Raw genomic sequence first — 26,330 nt, 5'->3', positions numbered from 1 at the left:
CCGAGGGCCTCGTGCGCCCGCCGCGTGTGTTCGTGCCGCCGCCCGCCGCGCCCACTCAGATGGCTCCCGTGTTGCGTCCGCCGCGCCGCGCCACGGCGCCCGTGGCCGCTTGCGCGCCCCAAGCCGATATGGAGCAGGCGCAAGCGTGCATGGCGCTCGATGAGAAAAACACAGCCCTCAATGCAAAGCTCGGCGAATTGGAAGGCAAGATCGGCGACTTGCAAAAGGCGCTGGCGCTGCCCGCCACCACCGCTGTGCCAGCCGCCGCGCCCGTCGAAGCGCAGGCGCCCCATGCCAAGCCCAAGCCACTGCACGCGGCGCCCGCCGCGGACAAGGACAAGAAGGCGGGCGGCAACGGTCTGTTGTGGCTCGGTATCGGTACCTTGCTCTTTCTGTTGTTGACGGCCGTCATCGTGTATATCGTGCGCAAGCGCAGGCAGGCGACGGGGTCGCGCGCGCCGTCGAAGTACTGGGTCTTGCTGCGCAAGCCGTTTAGCCGCAAGAAGAAGGATGTGCCCGTGCTGACGGAAGCCGTGGAAGAAGGGGCGGCCGAGCCGGAACCGGAGCCGTTCTCGCGTTAAAGGCATGGCAAGGCGGCGCCGAAAATTGATATAAAAAAGATATTGAAAAAATACATGGAAACGCCGGCCAATCGCGTTGCCTATTTCTTAAAGATGGTGATATGATTAATTCAGTGGACTTGCTCTACGACAAAACAGCCCCAGCCTGGCGCAGTCACCAACGATAGTGTGGCGCGGCAAACAGGTGTAGCGTTGCATAAACGCCTGGGTCTGGAAGCGGTTCGCGATGCCGACGATGTGCTCGCGAACGCCGGATGCAACCGGCAGCGAGGCGACGCCAGGAGATACCTGGGGCTCGCCTTCCAAATTCCCCCTCCTTGTTTTCCGGGCGCCGCAGATGGCGCGCTCGCTGGCATGGCGGCAGACGTAAAAAAAGCACCCGCGGGTGCTTTTGTCGTTTCTGGCGCGGCAAGCTTTACATGCGTGCGCGCGAACCCTGCATGGCGTTCGGCAGTTGCGTCATCCATGGTTCCGTGATGGCGCGGATTTCGCGGTCGTTGGCCAGGATTTGCTTGAGCAAGTCGATCTTGCGCAGGCGCGAGGCGCCGGCCAGAGCGGGCACCTTGCCTGTCATGGTCGCGCTGGCGGCGCTGGCACACTGGTTTTCCAGGGTATCCAGGCCATCCCAGTCGCTCGAACGTGCGGCCACGACCATTTTATTGGTCATTCCTGCAATATTTTCATACATCGAAAGAACGTCGTTGGAGGTCATGAGCACACCCGTAACTAGTGAATGGATTACCGCTTGTCCAGATTAACGGCAGGTCCAAGCGGAACTTGAGGGTATTTTTGAAAAAAAAGTGAAAATAATTTAGATGATTGCTTGGCTGCTGCCGACATCGCCCGCCAAGCCGCATGTCTGCTGGCGTCGCGGTGGCAGGGGAGTGTGTTGCGGCGCCTCAAAACGCGTTATGATTTTGCACACTACTGTCGTTACTTTGCCTGAAAGGATCACCATGCGCGTTGCCACTGCTGCCGCTTCCTCTTTCCCTGCTTCCTGGCGCAAGCGCGCCATGGTGCTGGCCCTGTCCGGCATCGCGCTGGCCGGGGGCGCCGTCCACGCGCATGGACAGGAGGCGGCCGCCAGTCCCGCCGCCGCGATGGCGGCGCCCACGGCGGTCTTGCCCGGCGACGATTTCTATGATTACGTGAATGGCGACTGGCTGCGCAGCACGGAGATTCCCGCCGACCGCAGCAGCTGGGGCTCGTTCGCCATCCTCGCCAACGCCACCAACGAACGCATCATCGGCCTCGTCGAAGGCCTGGCGGCGGTGCCACAGGCCGATGCCTCCGCGCGCCAGGTCAGCGATTTTTACCGTTCCTGGATCGACGAAGCGGCTATCGAAGCGAAGGGCTGGGCGCCGATCAAGCCGTTGCTGAAGAAGATCGATGGCATACGCGACCAGGCAGGACTGGCCCGCGCGCTGGGCGAAAGCCTGCGCGCCGATGTCGACCCGCTCAATTCCACCAATTTTTATACGGAAAACCTGTTCGGCCTGTGGGTGGCGCAGGATTTGAACGACACCACGCGCAATGTCGCCTATCTGCTGCAGGGCGGACTGGGCTTGCCCGACCGCGCCTTTTACCTGAGCGACAGCGCCCGCATGCAGGGCTTGCGCGCAGGCTACCAGGCGCATATCGCCGCCATGCTCAAGCAGGCCGGCTACAGCGATGCGCCGGCCCGGGCCGCGCGCGTATTTGCGCTGGAGCAGCAAATTGCCGCCAGTCACGCCAGCCGCGAGGATTCGGCCGATGTCGCCAAGGGCAATAATCCGTGGCGCGCCGCCGACTTCGCCAGCAAGGCGCCTGGCCTGGACTGGAAAGCCTTCTTCCAGGCGGCCGGCCTGGGCCAGCAGACGGATTTCATCGTCTGGCATCCGACGGCCATGACGGGCAGCGCGGCCCTGGTGGCTAGCGTGCCGCTGGCCACATGGAAAGATTTTCTGGCTTTCCACGCGATCAACCATTTCAGCACGACCTTGCCGAAGGCGGCCGCCGACCAGCGCTTTGCTTTCTATGGCAGCGCCCTGAGCGGCACGCCGCAGCAGTCGCTGCGCAGCAAGCGCGCGCTGGCCGCGACGAATGCGGCCTTGAGCGACGCCGTCGGCAAGCTCTACGTGGAACGCTATTTCCCGCCTGAATCGAAAGCGCGCGTGCAGGAGATGGTGACGAATATCGTCGCCGCCTTCTCGCGCCGCATCGACAAGCTCGACTGGATGGCGCCCGCCACCAAGGCGCAGGCGCAGGAAAAACTCAAGACCCTGTACGTGGGCGTCGGCTATCCGGAGCGCTGGGAAAATTATGCGGGTTTGCGCGTGGTGCGCGGCGATGCGCTGGGCAATGTGCAGCGGGCGGAACAGTTCCATTACCGGCAGGAGCTGGCCAAGCTGGGCCAGTCTCCCGACCGCAAGGCCTGGGCCATGCCGGCGCAGCTGGTCAACGCCGTCAACCTGCCGCTGCAAAATGCGCTGAACTTCCCGGCCGCCATCCTGCAGCCGCCATTCTTCGATCCGGCAGCGTCCGACGCGGCCAACTACGGCGGCATCGGCGCCACCATCGGCCACGAGATCAGCCACAGTTTTGACGACCAGGGTGCGCAGTTCGACGCCCAGGGCAAGCTGCGCGACTGGTGGACGCCAGCCGACCTGGCGCATTTCCAGTCGGCCTCGAAGCAACTGGTGGCGCAGTTCGCGGCCTACAAGCCGTTTTCCGACCTGGCCGTGAATGGCCAGCTGACCCTGAGCGAAAACCTGGCCGACCTGGCCGGCGTGGCGGCCGCGCATGACGCGTTCACCCTGTCGCAGCAGGGCACGCCGGCGCAGCCGGGCGCGGACCGCGACTTCTTCACCGGTTATTGCGTCAGTTGGCGCAGCAAGGCGCGCGAAGCGGCGGCGCGCCAGCAAATCCTCACGGATGGCCATGCGCCGGCGCAATACCGCGCCGCCACCGTGCGCAACCTCGACGCCTGGTACCCGGCCTTCGACGTCAAGCCGGGGCAGCAACTGTACCTGGCACCCGAACAGCGCGTGCGCGTCTGGTAGCAAATGGTGACGGTGCCGGCGCACAGGGCGCCGGCACCGTAAAATGGCGGAACATATCGACAGGACCGCCATGAAGCCGACCCCACCGCAAGATCAGCAAGACCCCATCCACGCCATCACCGAACGCACCCTGGCCCATTACGACGCCAGCGCCGAGCAGTTTTTCGAAGGCACGCGCGACCACGACGTCAGCCAGAATATCAGTGCGCTGCTGAACGCCATCGGCCGTCCGGCGCCTGTGGAGATTCTCGACCTCGGCTGCGGCCCGGGCCGCGATCTGAAAGCGTTCACGGCCATGGGCCACCATGCCACCGGTGTCGACGGCAGCGCCCGCTTCGTCGAGATGGCGCGCGCTTACAGCGGCTGCACCGTATGGCAGCAGGATTTCGTCGACCTCGACTTGCCTGCCGCGCAGTTCGACGGCGTGTTCGCGAATGCCGTGCTGTTCCACGTGCCCAGCGCCGTCCTGCCCGGCGTGCTGCGCGCCTTGTACGCGTGCCTGAAACCGGGCGGCGTGCTGTTCAGCTCGAATCCGCGCGGGCAGAACCAGGAAGGCTGGAACGGCGCGCGCTACGGCAGCTACCACGACGAAGCGACATGGGCCGCGTACGTGCAGGCGGCCGGATTCAGCCTGGTCGAGCAGTACTACCGTCCGCACGGCTTGCCGCGCGAGCAGCAGCCTTGGCTGGCCACCGTGTGGCGCAAAGCAGGCTGATTTCGCGTCATTAGCTGATTTTTGGCATGTGTTAGGGACCGTACATAGTTTTTGCAACCTCAAGCGTAGTATGGACACATCGACACGCAGCAAGCAGTTTGCAACGGCGTGTGAGCCGCAGTACCGGCCCTTCGGGGCAGGACAACAGATGTACCAACTACAGTGAGGATTTATCATGAACAAAGATCAAGTCGAAGGTAAACTGAAGGAAGTCGGCGGTAAAATCCAGGAAGCCGCTGGCAAGGTCGTCGGCAGCGAAGAACAGCAAGCCAAGGGCCTGGCAAACCAGGTCGAAGGCAAAGTGCAGAAGAAGGTTGGCGACGTCAAGGATGCGGTCGAAACCGTCACGCGCAAGCCGTAATCTGACGCACGCATAAAAAAAACCGCCGCCTGTCGCGAGACAGGCGGCGGTTTTCATTTGCGGGTGCGCTTTACTTCGCTACGCCCAGGTTCTGCTTGAAGAACATCTCGATTTTCTTGTACACGTGGCGCTGGCCCGCGCGCGACGAGATGCCGTGCTTGGCGCCCGGGTACGTCATCAGGTCGAACTGCACGCCGCGGTTCACGAGCGCGTCGATCAAACGCGTGCTGTTGCTGAACAAGACGTTGTCGTCGGCCATGCCGTGCACCAGCAGCAGCGGCGACTTCAGGCCGTCGAGGTGGGCGAACACGGTGCTGGCCTTGTAGCCATCGACGTTTTCCTTCGGCATGCCGAGGAATTGCTCCGTGTAGTGGGTGTCGTACAGCGACCAGTCGGTCACGGGCGCTACCGAGACGCCCATGGCGATCTTGTCGGACGCTGCCGACAGCAGGCGCAGGGTCATGAAGCCGCCGTAGCTCCAGCCGAATACGCCGATGCGTTTGGCATCGACGAAGCTTTGCTTGCCCAGCCAGTCGATGCCGACCAGTTGGTCGGCCACTTCGGCCGCGCCCAGGTTGTGATAGATGGCGTCCGTGAACGCGCGCTCGCGGCGCGACGAACCGCGGTTATCGAGGCGGAAGACGACAAAGCCCTGCTGCGCCATGTACTGGTCGAAGTTGTTGCCCCAGCGGCGCGCCACGTGCTGCGAGTGCGGGCCGCCATACGTCGACAGGTAGACGGGGTAGCGCTTGCTTGCGTCGAAGTTCGACGGCTTGACGATGGAGTAATACAGCGTCTGGCCATCGTTGGCCTTCAGGGTGCCGTATTCGGTCGGCAGGTGGTCCGCCTTGTATTTGGCGTACGGGTGACTGGCATTCAGCGCGTTTTCTTCCAGCCAGCCCACCATGGCGCCGTCAGGACGGCGGATGCTCACCTGCGGCGGCGTGGCCGGGTCGGAATACGTGTCGACGAAGACTTCGCCATTGCGCGAGAACGTCGTGTCGTGCCAGCCATCGGCTTTCGTCACGCGCTGCGGCTTGTCGGCCGTGCTGCCATCGAGCGCCAGCGCGTAGGTCTGCTTGTCGATCACGGCGTCGCGGTTCGACGCGACGAATACTTTACCCGTCTTCTGGTTCACGGCCAGCACGCTGTCGATGCCCCATTCGCCGGAAGTGACCGGGTGCAGCAGCTTGCCGCTCATGTCGTACAAATACAGATGGTTGCGGCCCGTGCGTTCGGACGACCACAGGAAGGTGCCGTTCGACAGGAAGCGCAGGTCGTCATGGATGCTGACCCAGGTTGTTGACGTTTCCGTCAGCAGGGTGCGCTGTGCCAAAGTACCGGCATCGACGGCAACCAGGTCGAGGGTCTTCTGGTCGCGCGACTGGCGCTGGTACACGAGCGACTTGCTGTCCGCGCTCCAGTCGGCGCGCACCAGGTAGATGTCCGGGTTCGTACCCAGATCCACCTGGCGCTGCACGCCCGTTTCCGGCGAGACGATCAGCAGCTGCACCAACACGTTCGGATCGCCGGCGGCAGGGTAGCGCTGCTCGACGACGTCCGTGCGGTCGGCGAAGATTTCAAAGCGGCGCACGACGGGCACCGGCGCTTCGTCATAGCGTTTGTAGGCGATGGCGGAATCGTCCGGGGCCCAGTAGTAGCCGGTGCGCTGGCCCATTTCTTCCTGCGCCACGAATTCGGCTTCGCCGTTGCGTATCGTGCCCTTGCCATCGGTCGTCAGTTGGCGTTCCTGGCCCGACTTCAGGTCGATCACATAGATGTTCTGGTCGCGCACGAACGAGACGTAGCGGCCTTTCGGCGAGATTTTCGGGTCGAGCACATTGCCCTTGGCGACCAGGCGCGCCTTGTCCGGATGGGCCGCGTCGACCAGGTACAGATTGCCGGCCAGCGGCACCAGCAGCTGCTTGCCGTCGGGCGACCAGCTGTAGCTGAGAATGCCGTTCAGGCTGGCCGTGCGCTCGCGTTCGCGGCGCGCCTGCTCTTCGGGCGAAATCGTTTCATTCGGCACCAGCGCCTTCGAGTCGACCAGGCGGTGCGTGCTCTTGTCCTTCAGCTTGAATTCCCACAGGTCGAGCTGGAACTGGTTGTCGGCGCGGCCGCGCAGGAACGTGACGCGCTCGCCGTCGGGCGAGACCTTCAGGTTGCGCACGCCGGGGCCGGCCAGCGCCGGATCGGCGTGGATGCGTTCCAGGGTCAGCTTTTCAGCCGATGCGGGAACGCTGGCCATCGCGGCCAGAAAACAAAGAATAAAACGCATGGATGTCTCGGTAGTTGGAAGGATGAAGGGCACTGCATGCAAAGGCGAACTTGAGCGTTGCCTAAGCGTAAGACGATACCAGAGCGTGCCTCTTTATGCGATAGCCCCGGCCACGGAATATGGGCGTGCCTGCCGTATTTCCTTCGTGAAAAATATCCAGGCACCATCCATTCGATGGCGCTTTGCCCGGTTCAGGCCAATATCGACCCCGTGACGACGCTCAGGCAGGCGCCGCCTATCCAGGCGTGGCCATCGCGGAAGCTGACGGACACGCGGCCGTCGCGCTGCAGGCAGGTGCCCTGGCGGACGCAGTAGTCGCCACCGGCCAGCAGCTGCGCGATGCAGGCGTTGGCACTGCCCGTGACGGGGTCTTCCACCAGCGCGCCATGTTCGCTGAGCAGCGCGCGCACTTCGTAATCAGCCGGCCCGCCCGCAGCGTGCGGGCCGTACAGCGCCAGGCCGTCCGCTCCGGCTGCGGCCAGCAAGGCCGTCAGCGATGCGATATCGGCGCGCACGGCCAGGCAGGCGGCGGCGCTTGCCAGCGGTACGCACAGCCAGCGGATGCCCATGTCGACGACGGTGCCGGCAGCGGCGGGCGTGCCGCCCAGCGCGGTTTGCAGCAGCGGCAGCAGAGTGGGTTTGAGCGCGCGCGCCGTGCACGGCGGCGCCTGGAACGCCAGCACGCCGCCCGCCTGCCGCTCGATCTGCACGAGGCCGACGCCGCATTCCTGCACGATGCGCGCGCCTTTCGGCTGCATGCCCGAGTCGAGCAGGGCATGCGCCGTGCCCAGGGTCGGGTGGCCGGCGAACGGGAATTCCATCTCGGGCGAAAAAATCCGCACGCGGTAGTCGGCTGCCGGATCGCGCGGCGCCAGCACGAAGGTGGTTTCCGACAGGCCCGTCCAGCGCGCGATCGCCTGCATCTGCGCGGTATCGAGGCCGTCGGCGTCGAGCACCACGGCCAGCGGATTGCCCATGAAAGGCAGGCTGCTGAACACATCGACTTGCTTGAAGGGGCGCGGCTGCGGCATGGCGAATTCCTTGAAAGTTATGGCACCGCGCGCAGGCGCTGCAGCGACAGCCGGTTCAGATACCAGGTCAGCAGCACGGCGGCCACCGTCAAGCCCGTGACGAGGCCGATCCAGAAACCGGCGGCGGCCATCGGTTCGGCCGGCGACCAGATGAAGCCAGCCGGCGCGAGGCCCAGTACATAGCCGATCGGCAGCGAGAAGCCCCAGAAGGCCAGCAGCTGGATCAGCATCGGCTGGCGCGTCACCTTGTAGCCGCGGATGGCGCAGGACGTGGCCACCTGCGTCGCGTCGGATAGCTGGAACAGGGCGGCGAACAGCAGCAGCTGCGCGCACAGCGCCTGCACTTGCGGGTCGGACGTGTAGGCTTGCGCGATCTGGTGGCGGAAGAGGGTGATGACGGCGGCCGAGACGATGGCGGCCGTCAGCGACATGGCCACGCCCACCCACGAAATGAAACGGGCCTTGCGCAAATTGGCTTCGCCCACGGCATGGCCCACGCGCGTGACGAGCGCGATGCCGAACGTGAGCGGCACCATGAAGACGACGGACGAGAAATTCAGGGCAATCTGGTGCGCCGACACCTGGATCACGCCGAAGCGCGCCACCAGCAGGCTGATGACGCCAAAGGCGCTCACTTCGGCAAAGTAGGTGACGCCGATGGGCAGGCCCAGGCGCAGCATGGGGCCGATGGACGACAGCTGCGGCCATTCCCAGTGCGTGAATGGATACGTGGCGCGGTAGGCGGGCGCGATCCTAATCCAGGCCAGCATGGCCAGCAACATCATCCACACGCAGCAGGTGGTGGCCACGGCGCAGCCCACGCCGCCGAGCTTCGGCATGCCCCAGTGGCCGTAGATCAGCAGGTAGTTGACGAAAATGTTCAGCGCCAGCGCGGCCAGCGCGATCACCATCACGGGCTTGGTCTGGTTGATGCTGGTGCTGTAGCCGTACAGCGCGCGGTAGGCGGCGAACGGCGGCAGCGCGCAGCTGATGATGTGCACGAACAGCTTGGCCTTGGCTGCCACGGCCGGTTCCAGCATCAGATGGTCGAACACGAGCGCCGCCATGTTCGTCAGCAGACAGGCGACCAGGCCCACGAGCAGCGCCTTCCACAGCGACTGGCGCACGATGTGCGGCACCCGGTCGTGGCGCGCGGCGCCGATTTCATGCGCCACCAGGGTATTGATCGCCATCATGATGCCGCTCACGGTGACGAGCACGATGGACCAGATGGCCGCACCCAGCGACACGGCCGCCAGTTCCTCGGGGTTCGTGTGGCCCGTCATCGCCACGTCGGCCGCGCCCATGCCGACGGTGGCCAGCTGGCCGATCAGGATGGGCCAGGCCAGCTTCCACAGCGACGAGACTTCAGTGCGGATGGCGGGCAGGGTGAACGAGGTAGTGTGTGGCATGGGCGGAAAGCTTGACTAAACACAAGATTCTACCGGCATTCGCCGTGCTTGTCCGCCGTGGCGCCCAGGGCGTTTGGGCACGGTAATCATTTGTTACAGCTAAGTGGGCCAGTCGCGGATAGACTGCGCGCTCTATTTGGCAAAATGACCAAATAGTCAACCGCAGTACCCTGACTATGGAGCAAGACCATGCTGAGACACACCCTGAACTGCGCCCTGTTGCTGGGCGCCGCCATGACGGCCGAACTGGCCGGCGCCGGCGAACTGACCCTGTATTCGCGCGACGACTATCACGGCCGCTCGCAGACCGTGCGCGATGCCGTCGCCGACCTGGAAGACGTCCGTTTCAACGACACGACGCAAAGCATCCGCGTGCGCTCGGGCCGCTGGGAAGCGTGCGAGGAAGCCGATTTCCGCGGCGCCTGTTTCCTGCTCGAGGCGGGCGAGTATCCGTCGCTCGACGACCGCGCCAACAAGATCACATCGCTGCGCGAAGTGCGCGGCGGCTGGGATGGGCATCCGGGCCGCGGTCGTGACCGTGGGCGAGACCGGGACGGCCGCTGGGAACGCGAGCGCGAGCACGGCCATTTGCCAGGGCGCTCGCTGGGCGGCGAACTGACCTTCTATACGCGCGACGATTTCGCCGGCCGCAGCTTGAGCGTGCGCAACGCTTCAGCCGACTTGCGCGAGCGCGACTTCAACGACACGGTGCAAAGCGTGCGCGTGCGCTCCGGCTATTGGGAAGTGTGCGAGGACGTGGGCTTCCGTGGCCGCTGCCGTACCTTGGAACCGGGCGAGTACGCGAGCCTGGAACGCATGAGCAACCGCATCTCGTCGGTGCGCGAAGTGCGCTGATGCGGGTCAGTTAGTCCCTCAAATTGCAATAACCGGTTCGTGCGGGGCCGGCTATTGCTTTTGGTAACAATTTATTGTGCTTTTCCCATACTTTGTTACACCGTTTTTTCTACGGATGGCTACACTGACATCAGTTGTCATGTCGATCACTTGCCTTTGCCGCCACCGGAGACCTTCCCATGAATCGCCCGTTCGCCTTTGCTCTGCTGTGCGCCAGTTCGCTGTTTGTCCATCTCGCGGCGCAGGCCGGCGAGATCCGCCTGTACACCGATGACAATTTCAAGGGAAGGGTCGTGGTCTTGCGCGATACGACGGACGACCTGTCGCGCGTCAATTTCAATGACACCGTCTCGAGCATCCAGGTCGATTCGGGCAGCTGGGAAGTGTGCACGCATGGCGATTTCAAGGGCGATTGCAAGACCCTGGAAAGGGGCGACTACCGCTCGATGCCGGGCATGAACGATAAAATTTCATCCGTGCGCGAAATCGGCGCCGGGCAGGGCAGCGGTAGCGGACGCCGCGCGGCGTTGGAGCTGTTCGCCGACCGCGGCCAGCGCGGCGCGTCGGCCGGCGTGAATGCGGACCGCGACGACCTGGTCGACATCGGCTTCAACGACCGCGCCAGCAGCGCGCGCGTCGAGTACGGCTACTGGCAGCTGTGCAGCGATTCCAACTACCATGGCAGCTGCCGCGTATTCGGGCCTGGCAGCCACGATGACCTGGGCAGCCTGAATGGGCGCGTGTCGTCGGCGCGCCTGGTCGATCCGCGCGAGGAGAACCGTCCGCAAAATGACGAGGGCCTGGTGGTGCTGTATGGCCGCGCGTTCCTCAAGGGGCGGGGGCTGCAGGTGAACCGCGACGTCAGCGACTTGGTGCTCCTGAACTTCAACGACCAGGCCGAATCCATCGCCATCAACGAAGGCACCTGGGAAGTCTGCACCAACTCGCAGTTCAACGGCACCTGCGAGCGCATGGGGCCGGGCAGGTATGAAGTGCTGGACACGGCGCTCGACAAGCGCATTTCCTCGCTGCGCCGCCTGTACTGAACGCGCGACCAGACCTTCCCTGCGGGCTGGCACTTGTTACAATGGCATCCTGGCGTTTTGCCAGGCAAATCATCACCAAAGAATGAAGAATGGAGTTAATCATGACGGGCCCTTTCAAACACACGCTGGCATGCGCGGCCACCTTGCTGCTCTCGCTGGGGGCCCATGCGGCCGCCCATGCGGGCGATATCACCTTGTTCGAAGACGTTGATCTGCGTGGCCGCGCAGTGAACCTGCGCGAGGCGACGGACGATCTGTCGCGCATGGGCTTCAACGACAAGGCGTCGAGCATCCTGGTGCGTTCGGGTACCTGGGACGTGTGTACCGATGCCGGTTTCCGCGGCAATTGCCGCACCCTGGGGCCGGGCGAATACCGCTCGATGCCGGGCATGAACGACGCCATCAGTTCGGTGCGCGAATCGGGGCGCGGCGATGGCTACAACCCGGGGCGTCCCGGACGCGATCCCGACCGGGGCCATGGCGGCGGCTATGGCCGTGGCGGCACCCTGGAAGTGTATTCGGGCGCGGGCCAGAATGGCGGCTCGGCACGCCTGAACCGCGACACGGACGATTTCGTCAATATCGGTTTCAACGACCGCACCAGCAGCATCGTCATCTATAACGGCTACTGGCAGCTGTGCAGCGATTCGAACTACAACGGCGTATGCCGCATCTTCGGCCCTGGCCGCCACGACGACCTGGGACGCGGCCTCGATGGGCGCGTCTCGTCGGCGCGCATGGTCGACGAGCGCGAAGCGCGCCGCCAGCAGCAGTACGATAACCAGTACCAGCGGCCGCAGTACGATCAGCCGCAATATCCGCAATACCAGCAGCCGCAGTACCAGCAGCGCGGCGCCGTGCTGCTGTTCCCCGAAGCGGGCATGCGCGGCGAACCGCTGGCGCTGGACCGCAATGCGGAAGACCTGGTGCGCTACAACTTCAACGACCGCGCCTCGTCCATCGTCGTCAATGATGGCCAGTGGGAAGTGTGCAGCGATTCGAACTTCCATGGCCGCTGCGAAGTGATCGGGCCGGGCGAATACGGCCGCCTGAACGCCATGGAAAACCAGATTTCCTCGCTGCGCCGCGTACGCTGATTCCTTCCTGCGCCGCGTTGACACGCCGCCTGCCGAGTTCATCCCGCCAGGCGGTTTTTACATTCGCTGCCGTGCGCTGACATTTGCTTGCCCTTTGTTACACTCGCCGCCTGCCGCCTGGTCTACACTGGCGAAAATGTCATCAGTATTGGAGTTGTCATGGTTTTATCTTTCCGGCCCGCGCTGTTGTGCGCCGCCACCTTGCTCGCCCCGCTTGCCGCATCCGCGGGCGAAATCACCCTGTTCGAGGACGCCGGTTTCCGCGGCCGTCCCGTGACCCTGCGTTACGACACGGGCGACCTTTCGCGCATGGGCTTTAACGACAAGGCCTCGAGCATCATCGTGCGCTCGGGCACGTGGGAGGTGTGCAAGGACGCCAATTACCGGGGCAACTGCCGTACCTTCGGACCTGGCCGCTACGGCAGCATGCCGGGCATGAACGACGCCGTTTCCTCCGTGCGCGAAGTGGGCCGCCCGGGCCATGGCGGCGGCGACCACCGACCGTATCCGCCGCGCCCCCCGCGTCCTGAGCCGGAGCGCCCCTATCCCGGTTATCCGGGCCACGGCGGCGGCCACCGTCCCGACGCGAATGGCGCCGTGCTGCTGTTCCCCGACGCCGGCATGCGCGGCCGCCCCGTGCGCCTGGACCGCGAAGTGCACGACTTGAGCCGCTATGGTTTCAATGACCGCGCCGAATCGGTCGTCGTCAATTACGGCCGCTGGGAATTCTGCGTCGACGCCAACTTCCGCGGCCGCTGCGTGGTGATGGGGCCAGGCAGCTACGGCCGCCTGCACGGTGGCCTCGAGCGCCGCATTTCTTCGGTGCGCCGCGTGCGCTGATCCCGCCGCCGGGCGGCGCTGTATTGTGCGCACGCTGTCCTTTGACCAATTCGTGTACTCTTCCCATAGGCACTTCAACCATGGGGAGCAGGCACGGTGGAATACAAGGACTACTACAAGGAACTTGGCGTCGAGAAGACGGCGTCCGAGGCCGATATCAAGAAAGCGTACCGCAAGCTGGTGCGCAAATACCATCCCGACGTGAGCAAGGAGCCGGACGCCGACAAGCGCACCAAGGCCCTCAACGAGGCCTACGGCGTGCTTGGCGACGCGGAAAAGCGCGCCGCCTACGATGAACTGGGCCGCAACCAGGGCGCGCAAGGCCAGCCATTCCGGCCGCCGCCGGACTGGGGTGCCGGTTACGAATCGTCGGGCGCCGACGACAGCGATTTCTTTGCCGACCTGTTCGCCCACGTGGGCGGACGGCGCCGCGCCAACAGCACCTTCCAGATGCAGGGCGAGGACAGCCACGCCGCCATCACCATCGACCTGCAAGACAGCTACCAGGGCGCCAAGCGCCACATCGTCATGCGCGTGCCCGAAGCGGATGCGCAAGGCCACGTGGTGACGCGCGAGCGCACCCTGGAAGTGACGATACCGAAAGGCGTCACGGAAGGGCAGCAGCTGCGCATGAAGGGGCAGGGCAATCCCGGCAGCGGCGGCGCGCCCGCCGGCGATTTATACCTGGAAATCCGCTTCCGTCCCGATGCGCGCTACAAGGTGGAAGGGCGCGACGTCTTCGAGACGGTGCCCGTCACGCCATGGGAAGCGGCGCTGGGCGGCGACATCGACGTGCCCACGCCATCGGGCACGGTGACCGTCACCGTGCCGCCCAATTCGCAGACGGGGCGCAAGCTGCGCCTGAAGGGACGCGGCATTCCCGCTGCCCAGCCGGGCGACCTGTATCTGCTGCTGGAAGTGGTGCTGCCGCCGGCGAACGACGACAAGGCGCGCGAACTGTATGCAACCATGGCGCGCGAGATGGCTTTCAATCCACGCCAGAAGCTGGGAGGCTAAATCATGACAAACAAGGTAATTGGCGAATTGCTGGAAGACCGTGCCCTGAGCCTGGAAGAGCTGGCGCGCGCCTGCGCCGTGGAGCCGGACTGGGTGGTGCAGCACGTGCGGACGGGTGTGCTGCTGCAGGACGGCCCGCCGGCGGGCCAGCTGACGGCCTGGCGCTTCACGAGTCTGGACCTGGTGCGTGCGCGCCGCCTGCATGAAATCGAATCCGTGTTCGACGCGAACGCCGAACTGGCCGCGCTGGTGGTCGACCTGTCGGAAGAAGTGGCGCGCCTGCGCCGGCGCCTGCACGTGCTGGGCGTCGAGTAGTCCTCAGGCAGGCTCGCCGTGCCGCTGCACGGTGATCCTGCCGATATAGAACTGCCCGTCGACGACGACGCGGTGCGGTATGCCGGCCACGTCGAAGCCAGGGCCGCCGTCTTCCATCCACTCCTGCGCCAGCGAGTCGAACTGCTGCGGTGTCATGCGCAGCATCTGCGCCGTGATGACGAAACGCGCGCCAGGTTTTTGTTTGTTGACGAAGTCGTCGATGCCGGCCATGGTGAGTCTCTTCAAGGTTGTATCTGAATTCGGGGTCAGACCCGTCGGGGCAACCAGTCCCAATGGGACGGGTTGCGATTCCGCAGGGACTGACCCCAGCACTTGTTTGGGGTTTGCTGAGGCATGATACCTGTCCCCGCGCGCATCTAAAACCCCTGCACCAGCAACGGCAACTGCTCCGCAAACCGCTCCGTCAGCCACTTGCCCGCCTGCCCCGGCGGCGTGTCGGCGCGCTGGATCAAGTAAATCGGGTAATTCTCGCCATTGTCGACGGCCAGCGGCAGGTGCACCAAACGGCCTTCGGCCAGGTCCTCGCGCACCATCGCTTCGGGCATGTTGCCCCAGCCAAGTCCGGCGCGCAGCAGCGCGTGCTTGGAACCGAGGTCGCCCAGGCGCCAGTTGCGCAATCCCAGCACGCCGAAATCCTGGCCCTCCGTCAGCACGCTGCGGTCGCTGAGCACCAGCTGCACGTGTTCGCGCGCCACGCTCGAGGCAATCGGCCCGGCCAGCTGCGCCAGCGCGTGGCTGGGCGCGGCCACGGGAATCAGGCGCACGTGGCCGACGGCCATACGCTCGAAGACGCTGGCCGTGGCCGTCATCCAGCCACCGAGACCGATGTGGCAGCTGCCATCCATCACCAGTTGCGCCACGGCGCCCATCGCTTCGATGCGCAGGCGCAGGGCGACGGTGGGGAACTGCGCCTGGAACGCTTCGAGCACGCGCACCAGCACGCAGGTGGGAAACATCACGTCGACCACCACCGACACTTCCGCCTCGAGCCCGCCGGCCAGCGCCTTGGCCCGCGCGCGCATGCCGTCGACCTTCAGCGCCACGGCCCGCGCGTCGGCCAGCAGGGCCTTGCCCGCGTCCGTCAGGGTGGGCTTGCGCTTGCCACGGTCGAGCAGCACCACGTTCAGCTGTTCTTCCAGGTTGGCGATGGTGTAGCTGATCACCGATTGCGTGCGGTGCAGCTGGCGCGCCGCGTGGGCGAAACCGCCCGCGTCGATGACGGCGACGAAGACGCGCAACTGGTCGAGCGAAGGCTGGCCCGGTTCTCTCATGACAACTCCATATCTAAAAATTCGATGCTAACCATTTATATTTACACGGTTTCATCGATAGTAGACCCGAACTATGATGTGTGCAAGTGCAGCAAACGCCGCACCCCCATCTATCGTTCTTGAAGGAGTGCATCATGGCAAACGTACTACACATCAATAGCAGCGTGCGCAACAGCGGTTCCCTGTCGCGTCAATTGTCGGGCGAATTCGTCGCCAAACTGGCCGCGCAAGGCGACACCATCGTCGTGCGCGACCTGGCCGCGCAACCGGTGCCGCACCTGACGGAAGAAGTCATGGGCGCGTTCTTCACGCCGGCCGAGCAGCGCAGCGCGCAGGCGGTCGCGGCCGTGCAATTGTCCGATACCCTGGTCGATGAATTGCTGGCCGCCGACGTGCTGGTGCTGGCCGCGCCCATGTACAACTTTTCCGTGCCGTCAGCCCTGAAAGCGTGGATCGACCACGTGGCGCGCGCGGGCCGAACCTTCCAGTACACGGCCAATGGCCCCGTCGGCCTGGCCACGGGCAAGAAAGCCGTGATTTTCACGGCCAGCGGCGGCGTCTACAGCGAAGGCCCGGGCGCCGCGTATGACTACCTGAGCACCTATCTGCGCACGGCGCTGGGCTTCATCGGCATCATGGACATCGAGTTCGTGCAAGCCGAAGGCGTGGCCATGGGCGACGATGCCGTCACCAGCGCGATCGCCAAGGGCCGCGCGTCGATCGAAGCCCTGGCTGCCTGATATACGCCTTCCGAGGGATTGCCAAGCTGGCATGCTTGGCATAAGCTTGCCGGCGGCACGCCCCGTGCCAGGCCGGCGAGCCGTTCGCCATGAAAGTCCCTCATGCACCACAAGTTGGCCAGTGCAGTATTGTTCGGATGTTCTTTGTTTTCAGCAGGTATTGCGCTGGCACAGACCGCGCCTCCCGCGCCGTCCCACGTGGGCCGCCACGCCTCCACGCCCGAGGATATCCGCGCCATTGAAAAAGTCGTCGCCGACTTCCAGGCGGCGCTGATTGCCAAGGATGTCAAGCTGCTGTCGTCGCTGATGCTGCACACGAACATCCTGTTCGCCTCGCCGGCCGATGACGCTTTCATCCAGAAAATGCGCGACACGACGGACGTCCACTTCGACGGCGTCCCGGCGGCCGGCTACGTCGGTTTCGCCAACTACATCAAGCGCGAACCCCTGCGCACGGAAGAAAAATTCTACAACGTCAAGATCACCCAGGACCGCCATGTCGCGTGGGTCAACTTCGACTACGAATTTATCGTCGGCGACACATTGTCCAACTATGGCGTCGAAGCGTGGCAGATGGTCAAGCGCGATGGTCAATGGAAAATCCTCAGCGTCGTCTGGTCCATGCATGCCGCGGCCGAGGCGGCGAAATAGGGCAGGCGCCAGCGGCGTTCAGTACAGAGTTGCCTTCTCATAATTTTTTCGCATCGTCTATACTTTCAGTGGGCGTGCCGCCATGCCTCAAGTGAGGCAGGCGTTCAAGTTTTTCCCTGTGCCGCGTAATAAAAAGCAGATAAGTGAGTCAGTATCCTGAGCAAGCGCGATTGCATGTATTCCAACCCTACGCCGGGTAGGGCCGTTGAGACAGGCTACCCGGGGATGTCATTTTTGGAGCAAACATCGTGCCGATAAAGTACGTTGATACGTATGAAATAAATTACACGGCGGAACCCTTACGCGGTTGCAAACTGTGGGGCGCCTATGTGTCCCTGTACACCCCCTCGAACAATCCCATGCACAGGAACAATATCGTCAAAAAGCACCGCGTGCTGGCCGACCATCCGTTTGCGACGGAAGCCGAAGCCGTCAGCGAAGCGGCCGAGGTGGCATTGAAGCTGGTCGAGCGGCGCCAGCGCCGTTACGTCTTCCACCCCTGATGCCATTGCGCCGCATCCTGCAGCGCGCGCCAGGGCAGGATCTGCACTCTGCCCGAATGCACGGCTTCCAGTTCCACGTGCGTGACGGGTTCATCCGGCGTGGCTGCGGCGCATACCTTGATGACGAGAAAATGTTTTTCCTTGTTGACGGGTGTCACCGCTGTCCATTTGCTGTTGAGTAATTTGTTTGGACGCAAGTTATTGCGATGTGGAAGGTGCATGGCGGGCCCGGGATTGGCGTGATGGCGATGTTGCCATTATCATGCAAGTTCCCGCCACGCACGAGGACCGCCATGAAACGCCAGCTGCACCTGCTTGTCATCGACCCGCAAAACGATTTTTGCGACCTGCCCGCCGAATGGCTGCCTGCCGGCACAGCACCGGCCCTGGCCGTGCCCGGCGCCCACGCCGACATGCTGCGCGTGGCGCAGCTGATCCGTGAAGGGGGCAATGGCCTGACGCAGATCAGCGTGACGCTCGACGCCCACCACCGCTACGACATTGCCCACCCCGCCTTCTGGCGCACGGGCGATGGCGGCGCCGTGCCGCCGTTCACGCAGATCACGGCGCAGCAGGTGCGCGACCGCTTGTTCCTGCCCGCCGCCAGCGATGCCTTGCCGCGCGCGCTGGCCTACCTCGATGCCTTGCAGCAAGCGGGGCGCTATCAGCTGATGGTGTGGCCCGTGCACTGCGAGATCGGCAGCTGGGGCCAGAATATCCACGCGGCCGTGCGCGCCGCCTACAACGCGTGGGAAGTGGATCACCTGCAAGTGGTAGCCAAGCTGAGCAAGGGTTCCAATCCGTGGACCGAGCATTACTCGGCCGTCATGGCGGAAGTGCCCGATGCGCACGATGCGGCCACCCAGCTCAACCTGGATTTCCTCGCCACCTTGCTGCTGGCACAGCAGATTTATGTCACCGGCGAAGCGGGCAGCCACTGCGTGAAAGCCAGCACCGAGCACATCGCCGACTACCTGGAAGCGCAGCAAGGCAAGACGGCCCTGTCGCGGCTGGTGCTGCTGACGGACTGCATGAGCCCCGTCACGGGCTTTGCAACGCAGCAGCGCGACTTCCTTGCCGCCATGCACGAGCGCGGCGTGCGGCTGGCGACATCCACCGACGTTTTGCCCGAGTTGTTGGCAAACGCAGGCGATTAATGCTTTCCTGCAAGCGAACCCTGCCGAAATGCTTGCGGTGGCGTACTATTCTGGCTTCAGGAAGTTGGAGAAAACACACATGACCCCGATAGTGCGCAGTTTGCTGGAAACCGATCTATATAAATTTACAATGTGGCAAGCATTGCTGCACGGTCATCCGAATACCCATACCGAATACGAATTTGTCTGCCGCAACGCCACCGCCTTTCCCCTGGCCGAACTGAAGGGCGAGCTGGAAGAACAGCTCGACCACCTGTGCTCGATGTCGTTTGCCGACGACGAGCTGGCTTATCTGCGCACCCTGCGCTTCATGAAGAGCGACTTCGTTGACTTCCTGACGGTGTTCCGCTTCCAGCGCAAGTTCATCGACGTGAGCACGGATGGCGACACCTTGCTCGTGCACGCGGCCGGGCCGCAGGTGCATGTGATGGGCTTCGAGATTTTCGTGCTGTACATCATCAACGAACTGTATTTCCGCCGCTTCGACCTCGATGCGGCCATGCGCGAAGGGCGCCACCGCCTGGGCTTGAAAGTGGAAGCGGTCAAGGAATTCGGTAAACTGCCGCGGCGCAAGCACCCGTTTGAATTTTCCGACTTCGGCGTGCGCCGGCGTTTTTCCGGCGCCTGGCACGACGAAGTGGTGCAGCGTCTGGCGCGCGAGGTGCCCGAGTACTTCAAGGGCACGTCGAATGTCTACCTGGCGAAAAAGCTCGGCATCGTGCCAATCGGCACCATGGCGCATGAATACATGCAATCATTCCAGTCGTTTGGCGTACGTCTGCGCGACTTTCAAAAGGCGGCACTGGAAGACTGGGTGCAGGAATACCGGGGCGACCTGGGTATTGCCCTGACGGACGTGGTGGGCATGGATGCCTTTTTGGCTGACTTCGACCTGTATTTCGCCAAGCTGTTCGATGGTTTGCGCCACGATTCGGGCGATCCCGTCGAGTGGGGCGAGAAGGCGCTGGCCCACTACGCGGCCCTGCGCATCGACGCCAATACCAAGCGCCTCGTGTTTTCCGACGGCCTGGACCTGGACAAGGCGTTTGCCCTGTACCAGCACTTCGCCGACCGCATCATGACGGGCTTTGGCATCGGCACCAATCTCACCAACGATGTCGGCTTGACGCCGCTCAACATCGTCATGAAACTGGTGCGCTGCAATGGCCAGTCCGTGGCGAAACTGTCGGATTCGCCGGGCAAGACCCTGTGCAAGGATGAGACCTTCCTCGCCTACCTGCGACAGGTCTTTCACCACCCCGCAGTGTAGGTGCCGGTCTAGAAGCCTGTGACCACCGTATCCATGTGCTCGACCTGCGGCGGGGCGGCGAAAAATTCACCGACCAGGCCGCGCCATGCCTGGAAGTCGTCGCTGCCGCGGAAATGCACGGTATGGTCTTCCAGGGTTGTCCAGCCCACCACCAGGCGGTAGGCATCGCTATTTTCGATCGAGCGCTCGAGGCGCATCGACTCGCAGCCGCGTGCGCGCTGGAACAGGGGGACGGCTTTCGTCACGGCCGCTTCGAAGGCTGCGTGCGTGGCCGATTTGATCTGGATGTGGGCAATTTCAAAAATCATGGCAAGTTCCGGTTTTGAAAGAAAGAACGCAGATCTTGCCACAGATTGTGCCCGCTTGCGGGTGGCGCCGGGCCACCTGCCGTTCAGCTGTCGCCGCCGTCCCTGTCCAGCGCTTGCTGCAAATAGGCTTCCAGTTGGGGCACGTTCATGCTGGCGACATCCCTGGCCAGGGCATGGCTGAGCCGTTTTTCCACCTGGGCATCGAGGCTTAGACGCAACTGCCCCAGGAACTTCGGTGCGGCGACCAGGCACAGCTTGTTGTAGCGCTGTTGCTGCAAGCCCTGTTGCAGTACTTGCGCGATATGCCGGGCAAACTGTTCGTTCGCATGCTCGACTGGGGTCACCCGTGGCTCGGTCGTGTGCGCCTGCGTGCCCGCCTGGGTCCCCGCGCGCATGCCGCTGCCGAAGCGTCCGCTGGCGTCGCTGTTCAAGGCGTTCTCGTTTTCGCGGGCCGCCGGATTGACAAAATCTTGCAGCTCGCCCAGCTGGTTTTGCTGTCCCAGCGCAAACAGCCGGGCCCGGCTGCTGTCGGCCACTACCACCCATGTGACGTCCATGCTTGTTCTCCTTGCTGTGCGCGCCAGCTAGCGCGACAGGGCCGCCATGCCGCCGTGCCTGTCCTGGCCGCAGCGGGCCGTGCGCTGTTCGATATCGCTGCCGCCACACGCCTGTACGATGGCGTGCGCGCGCTGCTGTTCCTCGGCGTGGCGCGTGGCCACCACCAGGCGGACCATGCCGCGGAACGCCGTCTTGCCGTAGTTGCGCCGGTACATATGGTTGTCGCCGCCGAACAGGGCATTGATCGCCCGTTCCAGCCGGCTGGTGAGGGTGTCGCAATTGCCGACCGTGAAATTGCCCTGCACGGGGCCAGCCTCGTCGTCGCCCGCGTCCAGCTGCACGGCGTGAGAAGGGAAACCTTCGGCCAGCAACCGGTTGCGGGCGCGCTCGGCATCGGCTAAATGGTCGAAGATACGTATCAGTGTGCTGCTGTCCATGGCCCGGCCTTTCAACGAGGTGTCCTTGATTTGACCGGCAAGGCTGCAAATAATTCCGCCTCAGCCTGTAAAATCCTCGATCAAGGCGCAAAAGTTTGATAAATATCCAGTATGGCTGCCAAGTCGCGCTAAGATACGTCTTGCGGGATCAATCTTTCATAGGAGAACCAAATGGCAGCGAAAAAAATTCTGTTTTTGACCGGCGATTTTGCAGAAGATTATGAAACGATGGTGCCATTCCAGGCCCTGCTGATGCTCGGTCATACCGTGCATGCCGTCTGCCCCGGCAAGAAAAGCGGCGAGACGATCAAGACGGCCATCCACGATTTCGAGGGCGACCAGACCTACACGGAAAAGCCGGGCCATCTGTTCACCCTGAACGCCAGCTTCGACGAGATCGACCCTGCAGACTATGACGCCGTGATGATCGCCGGCGGCCGTGCACCGGAATACCTGCGCCTGAACGAGAAAGTCATCGCCGCCGTGCGCCATTTCGCCGAGGCGGGCAAGCCTGTTGCGGCCGTTTGCCATGGCGCGCAATTGCTGGCTGCCGCCGACGTCATCCGTGGCAAGCGCATTTCCGCCTATCCCGCCTGCGCACCGGAAGTGAAACTGGCGGGTGGCACGTATGCCGATATCGCCGTCACGGACGCCGTCACGGATGGCCAGTTCGTCACGGCGCCCGCCTGGCCCGCGCATCCGGCCTGGCTGGCGCAGTTCGTCAAGCTGCTCGGTACCGAGATTCATTTGTAACCTTCACCAGCCCGGCAGGCCGCAGCGCTTGCCGGGCGCTCCACTTTTCAGATTCGAGTTCTTCATGCATGCGCCGCGCAGTCAACCTTCCCGCAAACAACTTCCAGCCTCGCGCTGGCGCCAGCGCCGCCTGGCGCAAGCCGCATCGGGCCTGAGCGCCGCGCAGGAACGCCAGCTGGCCACCCTGCACGAGATTTCCACCTTGCTGGCGGGACAGCACGCCATCGATGCGCTGTGCCGTGGCTTTTTACGTCACGTGATGGAGTTCGCGCAAGCCGAGGGCGGCACCGTGCGCATCCTCGATCCGCAGCAGGACACCGTGCACATCATCGTGCACGAGGGCATTTCCGAGGCCATGGTGGAAGAGGAACACTGCATCCGCAACAACGATTGCCTGTGCGGCGCGGCCGTGGCGCAGGGCGTGATCCAGATCCGCGATTTCCGCCAGGTCGAAGCCTTGCAGCGCTACCGTTGCCAGGAAGAAGGGTTCATTGCCATCGCCGTCTTTCCCATCCTTGCGCGCGAGCAGGTGGTCGGCAGCTTTTCGCTGCACTTTGCGCAGCCGCAAGCCGTGCAGGCGCAGCAGCAGGGCTGGCTGGAAACCCTGGGCCAGAGCCTGGGCATCGCCATTGAAAACCAGCGCCTGATCGCGCGCGAAAAGGAATTTGCCGTGGCGCGCGAACGCAGCCTGCTGGCCGAAGGCTTGCATGACAGCATCGCGCAAAGCCTGAACTTCATCAGCCTGCAAGTGCAGATGCTCGACGATTCCGTGCGCCGGGGCCAGCTCGACGAAGCGGCCGAAGTGCTGCCGCTGATGCGCATGGGCGTCGAGCAAAGCTACCAGGACGTGCGCGAATTGCTGGTCAATTTCCGCACGCGCTGGCATGGCAGCGACCTCGAAAGCAAGCTGTCGGAAGTGCTGGCCAAGTTCGAGCTGCAGACGGGCGTGATCGGCACCTTGGAGATGAGCGGCAATGGCGCGCCGCTGGCGCCCGAGCAGCAGTTGCAGATCCTGTTCATCGTGCAGGAAGCGCTGTCGAATATCCGCAAGCACGCGCAAGCGAGCAACGTGGCGCTGCGCGTGGACAACGGGCGCGATTTTGCGCTGCAGGTGCGCGACGATGGCGAAGGCTTCGCCGCCAACCTGCGCGACAAGAAAACGGAATTGCAGATCGGCTTGCGTATCATGCAGGAAAGAGCCGAGCGGCTCGGTGCGCAATTTGCCATCGACAGCACGCCCGGCGGCGGCACGACGATCTCGCTGGCCTTGCCGGCAGCCCGGCGCCAGGCCGCGTAACAAATGAATCATCTTTATCAGGCAACAAACACGTGAACGCACCAATCAAAATCCTGCTGGTCGATGACCACACCTTGCTGCGCAGCGGCGTCAAGCTGCTGCTGCAGCGCAATCCTCAATTCCAGGTGGTGGGCGAGGCTTCGAACGGGCTGGACGGCGTGCGCCTGGCGGCCGAACTGCAGCCCGACGTGGTGCTGATGGACTTGAACATGCCCGGGGTGACTGGCGTCGAGGCGCTGCAGCTGATCTTGCAGGACCTGCCGCAAATGGTGGTGCTGATGCTGACCGTGTCGGAAAACGCAGCCGACCTCGGCGCGGCCCTGCGCGCGGGCGCGCGCGGCTACTTGCTGAAAAATATCGAAGCCGAGCAGCTGGGCCAGGCCATTTGCCGCGCCGCCGCCGGCGAATCCGTGATCGCCGACGCCATGACGGCCAAGCTCGTGTCGCAGTTCCGCGCGGGGCAGAATGCGCCCCAGGAAGACTATGACAAATTGACGCCGCGCGAACGCGAAGCCATGGCCTGCCTGGCACAAGGACTGAGCAACAAGGAAATCGCGCGCCAGCTCGACGTGGCTGAAAGCACGGTGAAAATCCACGTGCAAAACATCCTCAAAAAGCTTAAGCTCAGCAGCCGCGTGCAGATCGCCGTCTACGCCGTCGAGCGCGAGTTAAGCAAATAGAGATCAAACAAAGCGCAAATAGTGGGCAAGGAATCCGCGATTGTTTGATCTGCATGGCGTTCCGGCCTAGACAACCCTAGTTCCTTTGACGTATGGCCTTGACCGTGCCTGCGCATTACACTCTTAGTCATTCGCTAATCTAATAAGAGAGTGTCATGCATAAGGTCAACGTCGATGGCTTGCTATCGAGCCAGGCTCTGTTCCGCCATATTTCCCCTTCGCAATTAGAGCAATTGCGCCAGGATGTCGTGCGTGTCGAAGTGGAAAAAGGCAAAGTGCTTTTCCGCAAGGGCGAAGTGGCGGAAGGCGCCTACGTGGTGGTCTTCGGCCTCGTCAAGCTGAGCGTGTTTTCCATGGAAGGGACCGACAAGGTTCTGGAACTGATCCGTCCGGGCCAGAGCTTTGGCGAAGCCATGATTTTCCTCGATGAACCATATCCGTTCTGCGCCGAAGCGCTCGAGCACTGCCTGCTGCTGCGCATCCCGCCACACGCGCTGCTGCGCCTGCTGGACCAGTCGCCCCGCATCGCGCGCCAGATGATGAACAGCCTGTCGCACCACCTGATGGGTTTCATCCGCAACGTGGAGCGCTGCTCCGTGCAGAACGCCACCCAGCGCGTGGTCGAGTATTTGCTGCAGGCATCGGACCAGCAGCGCTCGAACGAGGTCAAGCTGGACCTGAAGAAAAGTTTATTGGCATCGTTCCTGAACCTGGCGCCCGCCACCCTGTCGCGCGTGCTGCACCAGCTGACGGACTTGCACCTGATTAAAGTCAGCGGTTCGCTGATCCAGATCCAGCCCGATGCCTTGAAAACCTATCGCCATGGTTCCGCCACGGCCATGCTGAACTAGGTTTTTTCAGCAGGCAAGGTCAGCCGCCAGAACAGCAGGGCGAGCAAGCTGACCGCCGCGCCCAGCGCGCATACCCCATGCCAGCCCGCCAGCGCATACACGCTGGTGGCGGCAATCGCACCGAGTCCGCTTCCCACCGCATAAAACAGCATGTAGCACGCCACCAGGCGGCTGTGCGCGTCGCTGTCCTGCTTGAAAATCAGGCTCTGGTTCGTCACGTGGATGGCCTGGCCCGCCAGGTCCAGCGCGATGATGCCGACGATCAACGGCCACAGGGCTGCACCGGCAAAGCCCAGCGGCAGCCACGCGGCCAGCAACAGCAGCAGGGCGGCACCCGTCGTCCATTGCGCGCGGCCCTTGTCCGCCATGGCGCCCGCGCGCGCCGCGCCCAGCGCACCGATCACGCCGACCAGGCCAAACGCGCCGATGGCCGCATGGCTATAGCCTTGCGCCGTCAAAGGCAGCACCAGGGCGCTCCAGAAAATATTGAAGACGGCAAACATCAGCAGGGCCAGCATGCCGCGCACGCGCAATACCTTGTTGTGCAGCAGCATGTCCAGCATCGAGGCGAGCAGGGCGCCATAGGCGAGCTTCTGGCCTTGCGACTTGGCCGGCGGCAGCATGCGCCACAGCAGCAGCAACAGGGCGCAAGCGATGGCGGCCGAAACAAAATACACGGCGCGCCAGTCGGCCACATCGGCCACGACACCGGACAGGGTGCGCGCCAGCAGCAAGCCGATCACCACGCCGCCCTGCGCCATGCCGACGACTCTTCCCCGCTCATGGCTGGCCGCCGCGCTGGCCGCGTAGGCGATCAAACCCTGCGTCATGGCCGTGCCCAGCAAACCCACCATCAGCATGCCGCCCAGCAAGGCTGCCGTGGAACGGGCGCAGCCCAGCGCCACCAGGGTGATGGCAAGCATGCCCAGCTGGAACAGGGTCAGGCGGCGCCGGTTCAGCATGTCGCCCAAGGGCACGAGCAGCAGCAGGGCCAGCGCGCAGCCGATCTGCGTGGCCGTGATGACCATGCCGCTGGCCGCCTCCGTCATACCGAACTCGTGCGCCAGCGTGGCGAGTAAAGGTTGGGCGTAATACACATTGGCCACGCTGAGGCCGGCCGCCGTGGCAAACAGCCAGACGAGGGTGGGAGGAAGTGTTGTCGTGATGGGGGAGTTCGTATCGCGCATGGTCTTGTAAGTGGTTTCAAATTAAAACCAGTTGGAGTCTACGCCGAGAAGTTTTAA

The 26,330-nt window shown here is 63.6% G+C and carries 29 protein-coding genes and 1 pseudogene; 19 read left to right on the top strand and 11 right to left on the bottom strand.

What is annotated here, in order from left to right:
* Positions 1–581 (top strand): annotated as a pseudogene (locus KO538_RS18685) (hypothetical protein); the annotation flags it as partial.
* Between the two features lie 415 nt (positions 582–996).
* Here the strand turns inward: KO538_RS18685 and KO538_RS18680 are convergent.
* Positions 997–1,248: a flagellar protein FliT gene (locus tag KO538_RS18680; RefSeq protein WP_307788907.1), complete on the bottom strand. Its 252-nt coding sequence runs from the start codon at positions 1,246–1,248 to the stop codon at positions 997–999.
* A gap of 289 nt (positions 1,249–1,537) precedes the next feature.
* On the opposite strand from KO538_RS18680, the gene KO538_RS18675 reads away from it, so the two are divergent.
* The 3 genes from KO538_RS18675 to KO538_RS18665 all read left to right on the top strand — a co-directional run bounded on the left by KO538_RS18675 (position 1,538) and on the right by KO538_RS18665 (position 4,698).
* A complete protein-coding gene (locus KO538_RS18675) occupies positions 1,538–3,622 on the top strand; it encodes a M13 family metallopeptidase (protein ID WP_257620439.1) in 2,085 nt (694 codons plus the stop codon).
* Positions 3,623–3,692: 70 nt separating this feature from the next.
* Entirely contained in the window at positions 3,693–4,337 is a 645-nt protein-coding gene (locus tag KO538_RS18670; protein ID WP_070303700.1) for a methyltransferase domain-containing protein, read from the top strand.
* 175 nt (positions 4,338–4,512) lie between these two features.
* Complete coding sequence (locus KO538_RS18665) at positions 4,513–4,698, top strand: CsbD family protein (protein WP_034759763.1); 186 nt, start codon at positions 4,513–4,515, stop codon at positions 4,696–4,698.
* Positions 4,699–4,768: 70 nt separating this feature from the next.
* Here the strand turns inward: KO538_RS18665 and KO538_RS18660 are convergent, their stop codons facing one another.
* The 3 genes from KO538_RS18660 to KO538_RS18650 form a co-directional block, all read right to left on the bottom strand.
* Positions 4,769–6,976: a S9 family peptidase gene (locus KO538_RS18660; protein WP_219329274.1), complete on the bottom strand. Its 2,208-nt coding sequence runs from the start codon at positions 6,974–6,976 to the stop codon at positions 4,769–4,771.
* A gap of 191 nt (positions 6,977–7,167) precedes the next feature.
* A complete protein-coding gene (locus KO538_RS18655; RefSeq protein WP_219329273.1) occupies positions 7,168–8,007 on the bottom strand; it encodes a PhzF family phenazine biosynthesis protein in 840 nt (279 codons plus the stop codon).
* Between the two features lie 17 nt (positions 8,008–8,024).
* A complete protein-coding gene (locus tag KO538_RS18650) occupies positions 8,025–9,419 on the bottom strand; it encodes an MATE family efflux transporter (protein ID WP_219329272.1) in 1,395 nt (464 codons plus the stop codon).
* A 189-nt stretch (positions 9,420–9,608) separates the two neighbouring features.
* Here KO538_RS18650 and KO538_RS18645 point away from each other — a divergent pair, with 189 nt between their 5' ends.
* The 6 genes from KO538_RS18645 to KO538_RS18620 all read left to right on the top strand — a co-directional run bounded on the left by KO538_RS18645 (position 9,609) and on the right by KO538_RS18620 (position 14,589).
* Positions 9,609–10,274 carry a beta/gamma crystallin family protein gene (locus KO538_RS18645; RefSeq protein WP_219329271.1) on the top strand — a complete coding sequence of 222 codons (666 nt, stop codon included), beginning with the start codon at positions 9,609–9,611 and terminating at the stop codon, positions 10,272–10,274.
* A gap of 179 nt (positions 10,275–10,453) precedes the next feature.
* Positions 10,454–11,320 (top strand): beta/gamma crystallin-related protein, encoded by an 867-nt coding sequence (locus KO538_RS18640; RefSeq protein ID WP_072454391.1) that lies wholly within the window; start codon positions 10,454–10,456, stop codon positions 11,318–11,320.
* Positions 11,321–11,421: 101 nt separating this feature from the next.
* Positions 11,422–12,417, top strand: a complete 996-nt coding sequence (locus tag KO538_RS18635) for a beta/gamma crystallin-related protein (RefSeq protein ID WP_219329270.1) — start codon at positions 11,422–11,424, stop codon at positions 12,415–12,417.
* A 159-nt stretch (positions 12,418–12,576) separates the two neighbouring features.
* A complete protein-coding gene (locus KO538_RS18630; protein WP_219329269.1) occupies positions 12,577–13,257 on the top strand; it encodes a beta/gamma crystallin-related protein in 681 nt (226 codons plus the stop codon).
* A gap of 96 nt (positions 13,258–13,353) precedes the next feature.
* Entirely contained in the window at positions 13,354–14,274 is a 921-nt protein-coding gene (locus KO538_RS18625; protein WP_070303664.1) for a DnaJ C-terminal domain-containing protein, read from the top strand.
* Between the two features lie 3 nt (positions 14,275–14,277).
* Positions 14,278–14,589: a MerR family transcriptional regulator gene (locus tag KO538_RS18620; protein ID WP_070303663.1), complete on the top strand. Its 312-nt coding sequence runs from the start codon at positions 14,278–14,280 to the stop codon at positions 14,587–14,589.
* 3 nt (positions 14,590–14,592) lie between these two features.
* Here KO538_RS18620 and KO538_RS18615 read toward each other — a convergent pair whose 3' ends face one another.
* Together KO538_RS18615 and KO538_RS18610 are read right to left on the bottom strand one after the other, a co-directional pair.
* Positions 14,593–14,820 carry a hypothetical protein gene (locus KO538_RS18615; protein WP_219329284.1) on the bottom strand — a complete coding sequence of 76 codons (228 nt, stop codon included), beginning with the start codon at positions 14,818–14,820 and terminating at the stop codon, positions 14,593–14,595.
* Positions 14,821–14,966: 146 nt separating this feature from the next.
* On the bottom strand, positions 14,967–15,881 hold the full coding sequence (locus KO538_RS18610) for a LysR family transcriptional regulator (RefSeq protein ID WP_219329268.1): 915 nt from the start codon (positions 15,879–15,881) through the stop codon (positions 14,967–14,969).
* A 134-nt stretch (positions 15,882–16,015) separates the two neighbouring features.
* Between KO538_RS18610 and KO538_RS18605 the strand changes: the two genes are divergently transcribed.
* From KO538_RS18605 to KO538_RS18595, 3 genes are all read left to right on the top strand, one after another.
* Complete coding sequence (locus KO538_RS18605; RefSeq protein ID WP_219329267.1) at positions 16,016–16,621, top strand: FMN-dependent NADH-azoreductase; 606 nt, start codon at positions 16,016–16,018, stop codon at positions 16,619–16,621.
* Positions 16,622–16,765: 144 nt separating this feature from the next.
* Positions 16,766–17,272 (top strand): nuclear transport factor 2 family protein, encoded by a 507-nt coding sequence (locus tag KO538_RS18600; RefSeq protein WP_219329266.1) that lies wholly within the window; start codon positions 16,766–16,768, stop codon positions 17,270–17,272.
* A gap of 329 nt (positions 17,273–17,601) precedes the next feature.
* Positions 17,602–17,775: a hypothetical protein gene (locus tag KO538_RS18595; RefSeq protein WP_257620438.1), complete on the top strand. Its 174-nt coding sequence runs from the start codon at positions 17,602–17,604 to the stop codon at positions 17,773–17,775.
* Here the strand turns inward: KO538_RS18595 and KO538_RS18590 are convergent.
* Positions 17,757–17,996, bottom strand: a complete 240-nt coding sequence (locus tag KO538_RS18590) for a TIGR02450 family Trp-rich protein (protein WP_034759713.1) — start codon at positions 17,994–17,996, stop codon at positions 17,757–17,759. The two genes, KO538_RS18595 and KO538_RS18590, sit on opposite strands and share 19 nt — an antisense overlap.
* A 72-nt stretch (positions 17,997–18,068) precedes the next feature.
* On the opposite strand from KO538_RS18590, the gene KO538_RS18585 reads away from it, so the two are divergent.
* Together KO538_RS18585 and pncB are read left to right on the top strand one after the other, a co-directional pair.
* Positions 18,069–18,932 (top strand): cysteine hydrolase, encoded by an 864-nt coding sequence (locus KO538_RS18585; RefSeq protein ID WP_219329264.1) that lies wholly within the window; start codon positions 18,069–18,071, stop codon positions 18,930–18,932.
* 79 nt (positions 18,933–19,011) lie between these two features.
* Complete coding sequence (gene pncB / locus KO538_RS18580) at positions 19,012–20,202, top strand: nicotinate phosphoribosyltransferase (RefSeq protein WP_070303660.1); 1,191 nt, start codon at positions 19,012–19,014, stop codon at positions 20,200–20,202.
* Positions 20,203–20,210: 8 nt separating this feature from the next.
* On the opposite strand, the gene KO538_RS18575 is transcribed toward pncB, so the two are convergent.
* The 3 genes from KO538_RS18575 to KO538_RS18565 form a co-directional block, all read right to left on the bottom strand.
* On the bottom strand, positions 20,211–20,510 hold the full coding sequence (locus tag KO538_RS18575; protein ID WP_034759700.1) for an antibiotic biosynthesis monooxygenase: 300 nt from the start codon (positions 20,508–20,510) through the stop codon (positions 20,211–20,213).
* 83 nt (positions 20,511–20,593) lie between these two features.
* The gene (locus KO538_RS18570; protein ID WP_070303659.1) at positions 20,594–21,067 is read right to left on the bottom strand and encodes a host attachment protein; all 474 of its coding nucleotides are present in this window, start codon (positions 21,065–21,067) and stop codon (positions 20,594–20,596) included.
* A 27-nt stretch (positions 21,068–21,094) separates the two neighbouring features.
* Positions 21,095–21,505: a hypothetical protein gene (locus KO538_RS18565; RefSeq protein ID WP_070303658.1), complete on the bottom strand. Its 411-nt coding sequence runs from the start codon at positions 21,503–21,505 to the stop codon at positions 21,095–21,097.
* A 171-nt stretch (positions 21,506–21,676) separates the two neighbouring features.
* On the opposite strand from KO538_RS18565, the gene KO538_RS18560 reads away from it, so the two are divergent.
* The 4 genes from KO538_RS18560 (at position 21,677) to KO538_RS18545 (ending at position 25,086) form a co-directional block, all read left to right on the top strand.
* Complete coding sequence (locus KO538_RS18560) at positions 21,677–22,258, top strand: DJ-1/PfpI family protein (RefSeq protein ID WP_058051378.1); 582 nt, start codon at positions 21,677–21,679, stop codon at positions 22,256–22,258.
* Positions 22,259–22,322: 64 nt separating this feature from the next.
* The gene (locus KO538_RS18555; RefSeq protein ID WP_034759687.1) at positions 22,323–23,555 is read left to right on the top strand and encodes a GAF domain-containing protein; all 1,233 of its coding nucleotides are present in this window, start codon (positions 22,323–22,325) and stop codon (positions 23,553–23,555) included.
* Positions 23,556–23,587: 32 nt separating this feature from the next.
* Positions 23,588–24,235, top strand: coding sequence for a response regulator (locus tag KO538_RS18550; protein ID WP_034759680.1), 648 nt, complete (start codon positions 23,588–23,590; stop codon positions 24,233–24,235).
* Between the two features lie 155 nt (positions 24,236–24,390).
* Positions 24,391–25,086 (top strand): Crp/Fnr family transcriptional regulator, encoded by a 696-nt coding sequence (locus tag KO538_RS18545; RefSeq protein WP_034759676.1) that lies wholly within the window; start codon positions 24,391–24,393, stop codon positions 25,084–25,086.
* Here KO538_RS18545 and KO538_RS18540 read toward each other — a convergent pair.
* A complete protein-coding gene (locus KO538_RS18540) occupies positions 25,083–26,273 on the bottom strand; it encodes an MFS transporter (protein ID WP_219329263.1) in 1,191 nt (396 codons plus the stop codon). The genes KO538_RS18545 and KO538_RS18540 overlap by 4 nt on opposite strands.
* Positions 26,274–26,330 lie beyond the last annotated feature (57 nt).

Source organism: Janthinobacterium sp. NKUCC08_JDC (genome assembly GCF_019345575.1).
GTDB classification, from domain to species: domain Bacteria; phylum Pseudomonadota; class Gammaproteobacteria; order Burkholderiales; family Burkholderiaceae_D; genus Janthinobacterium; species Janthinobacterium aestuarii.
Note: the sequence above shows the minus strand (reverse complement) of the source record. Positions and strands in the feature narration are given on the sequence as shown.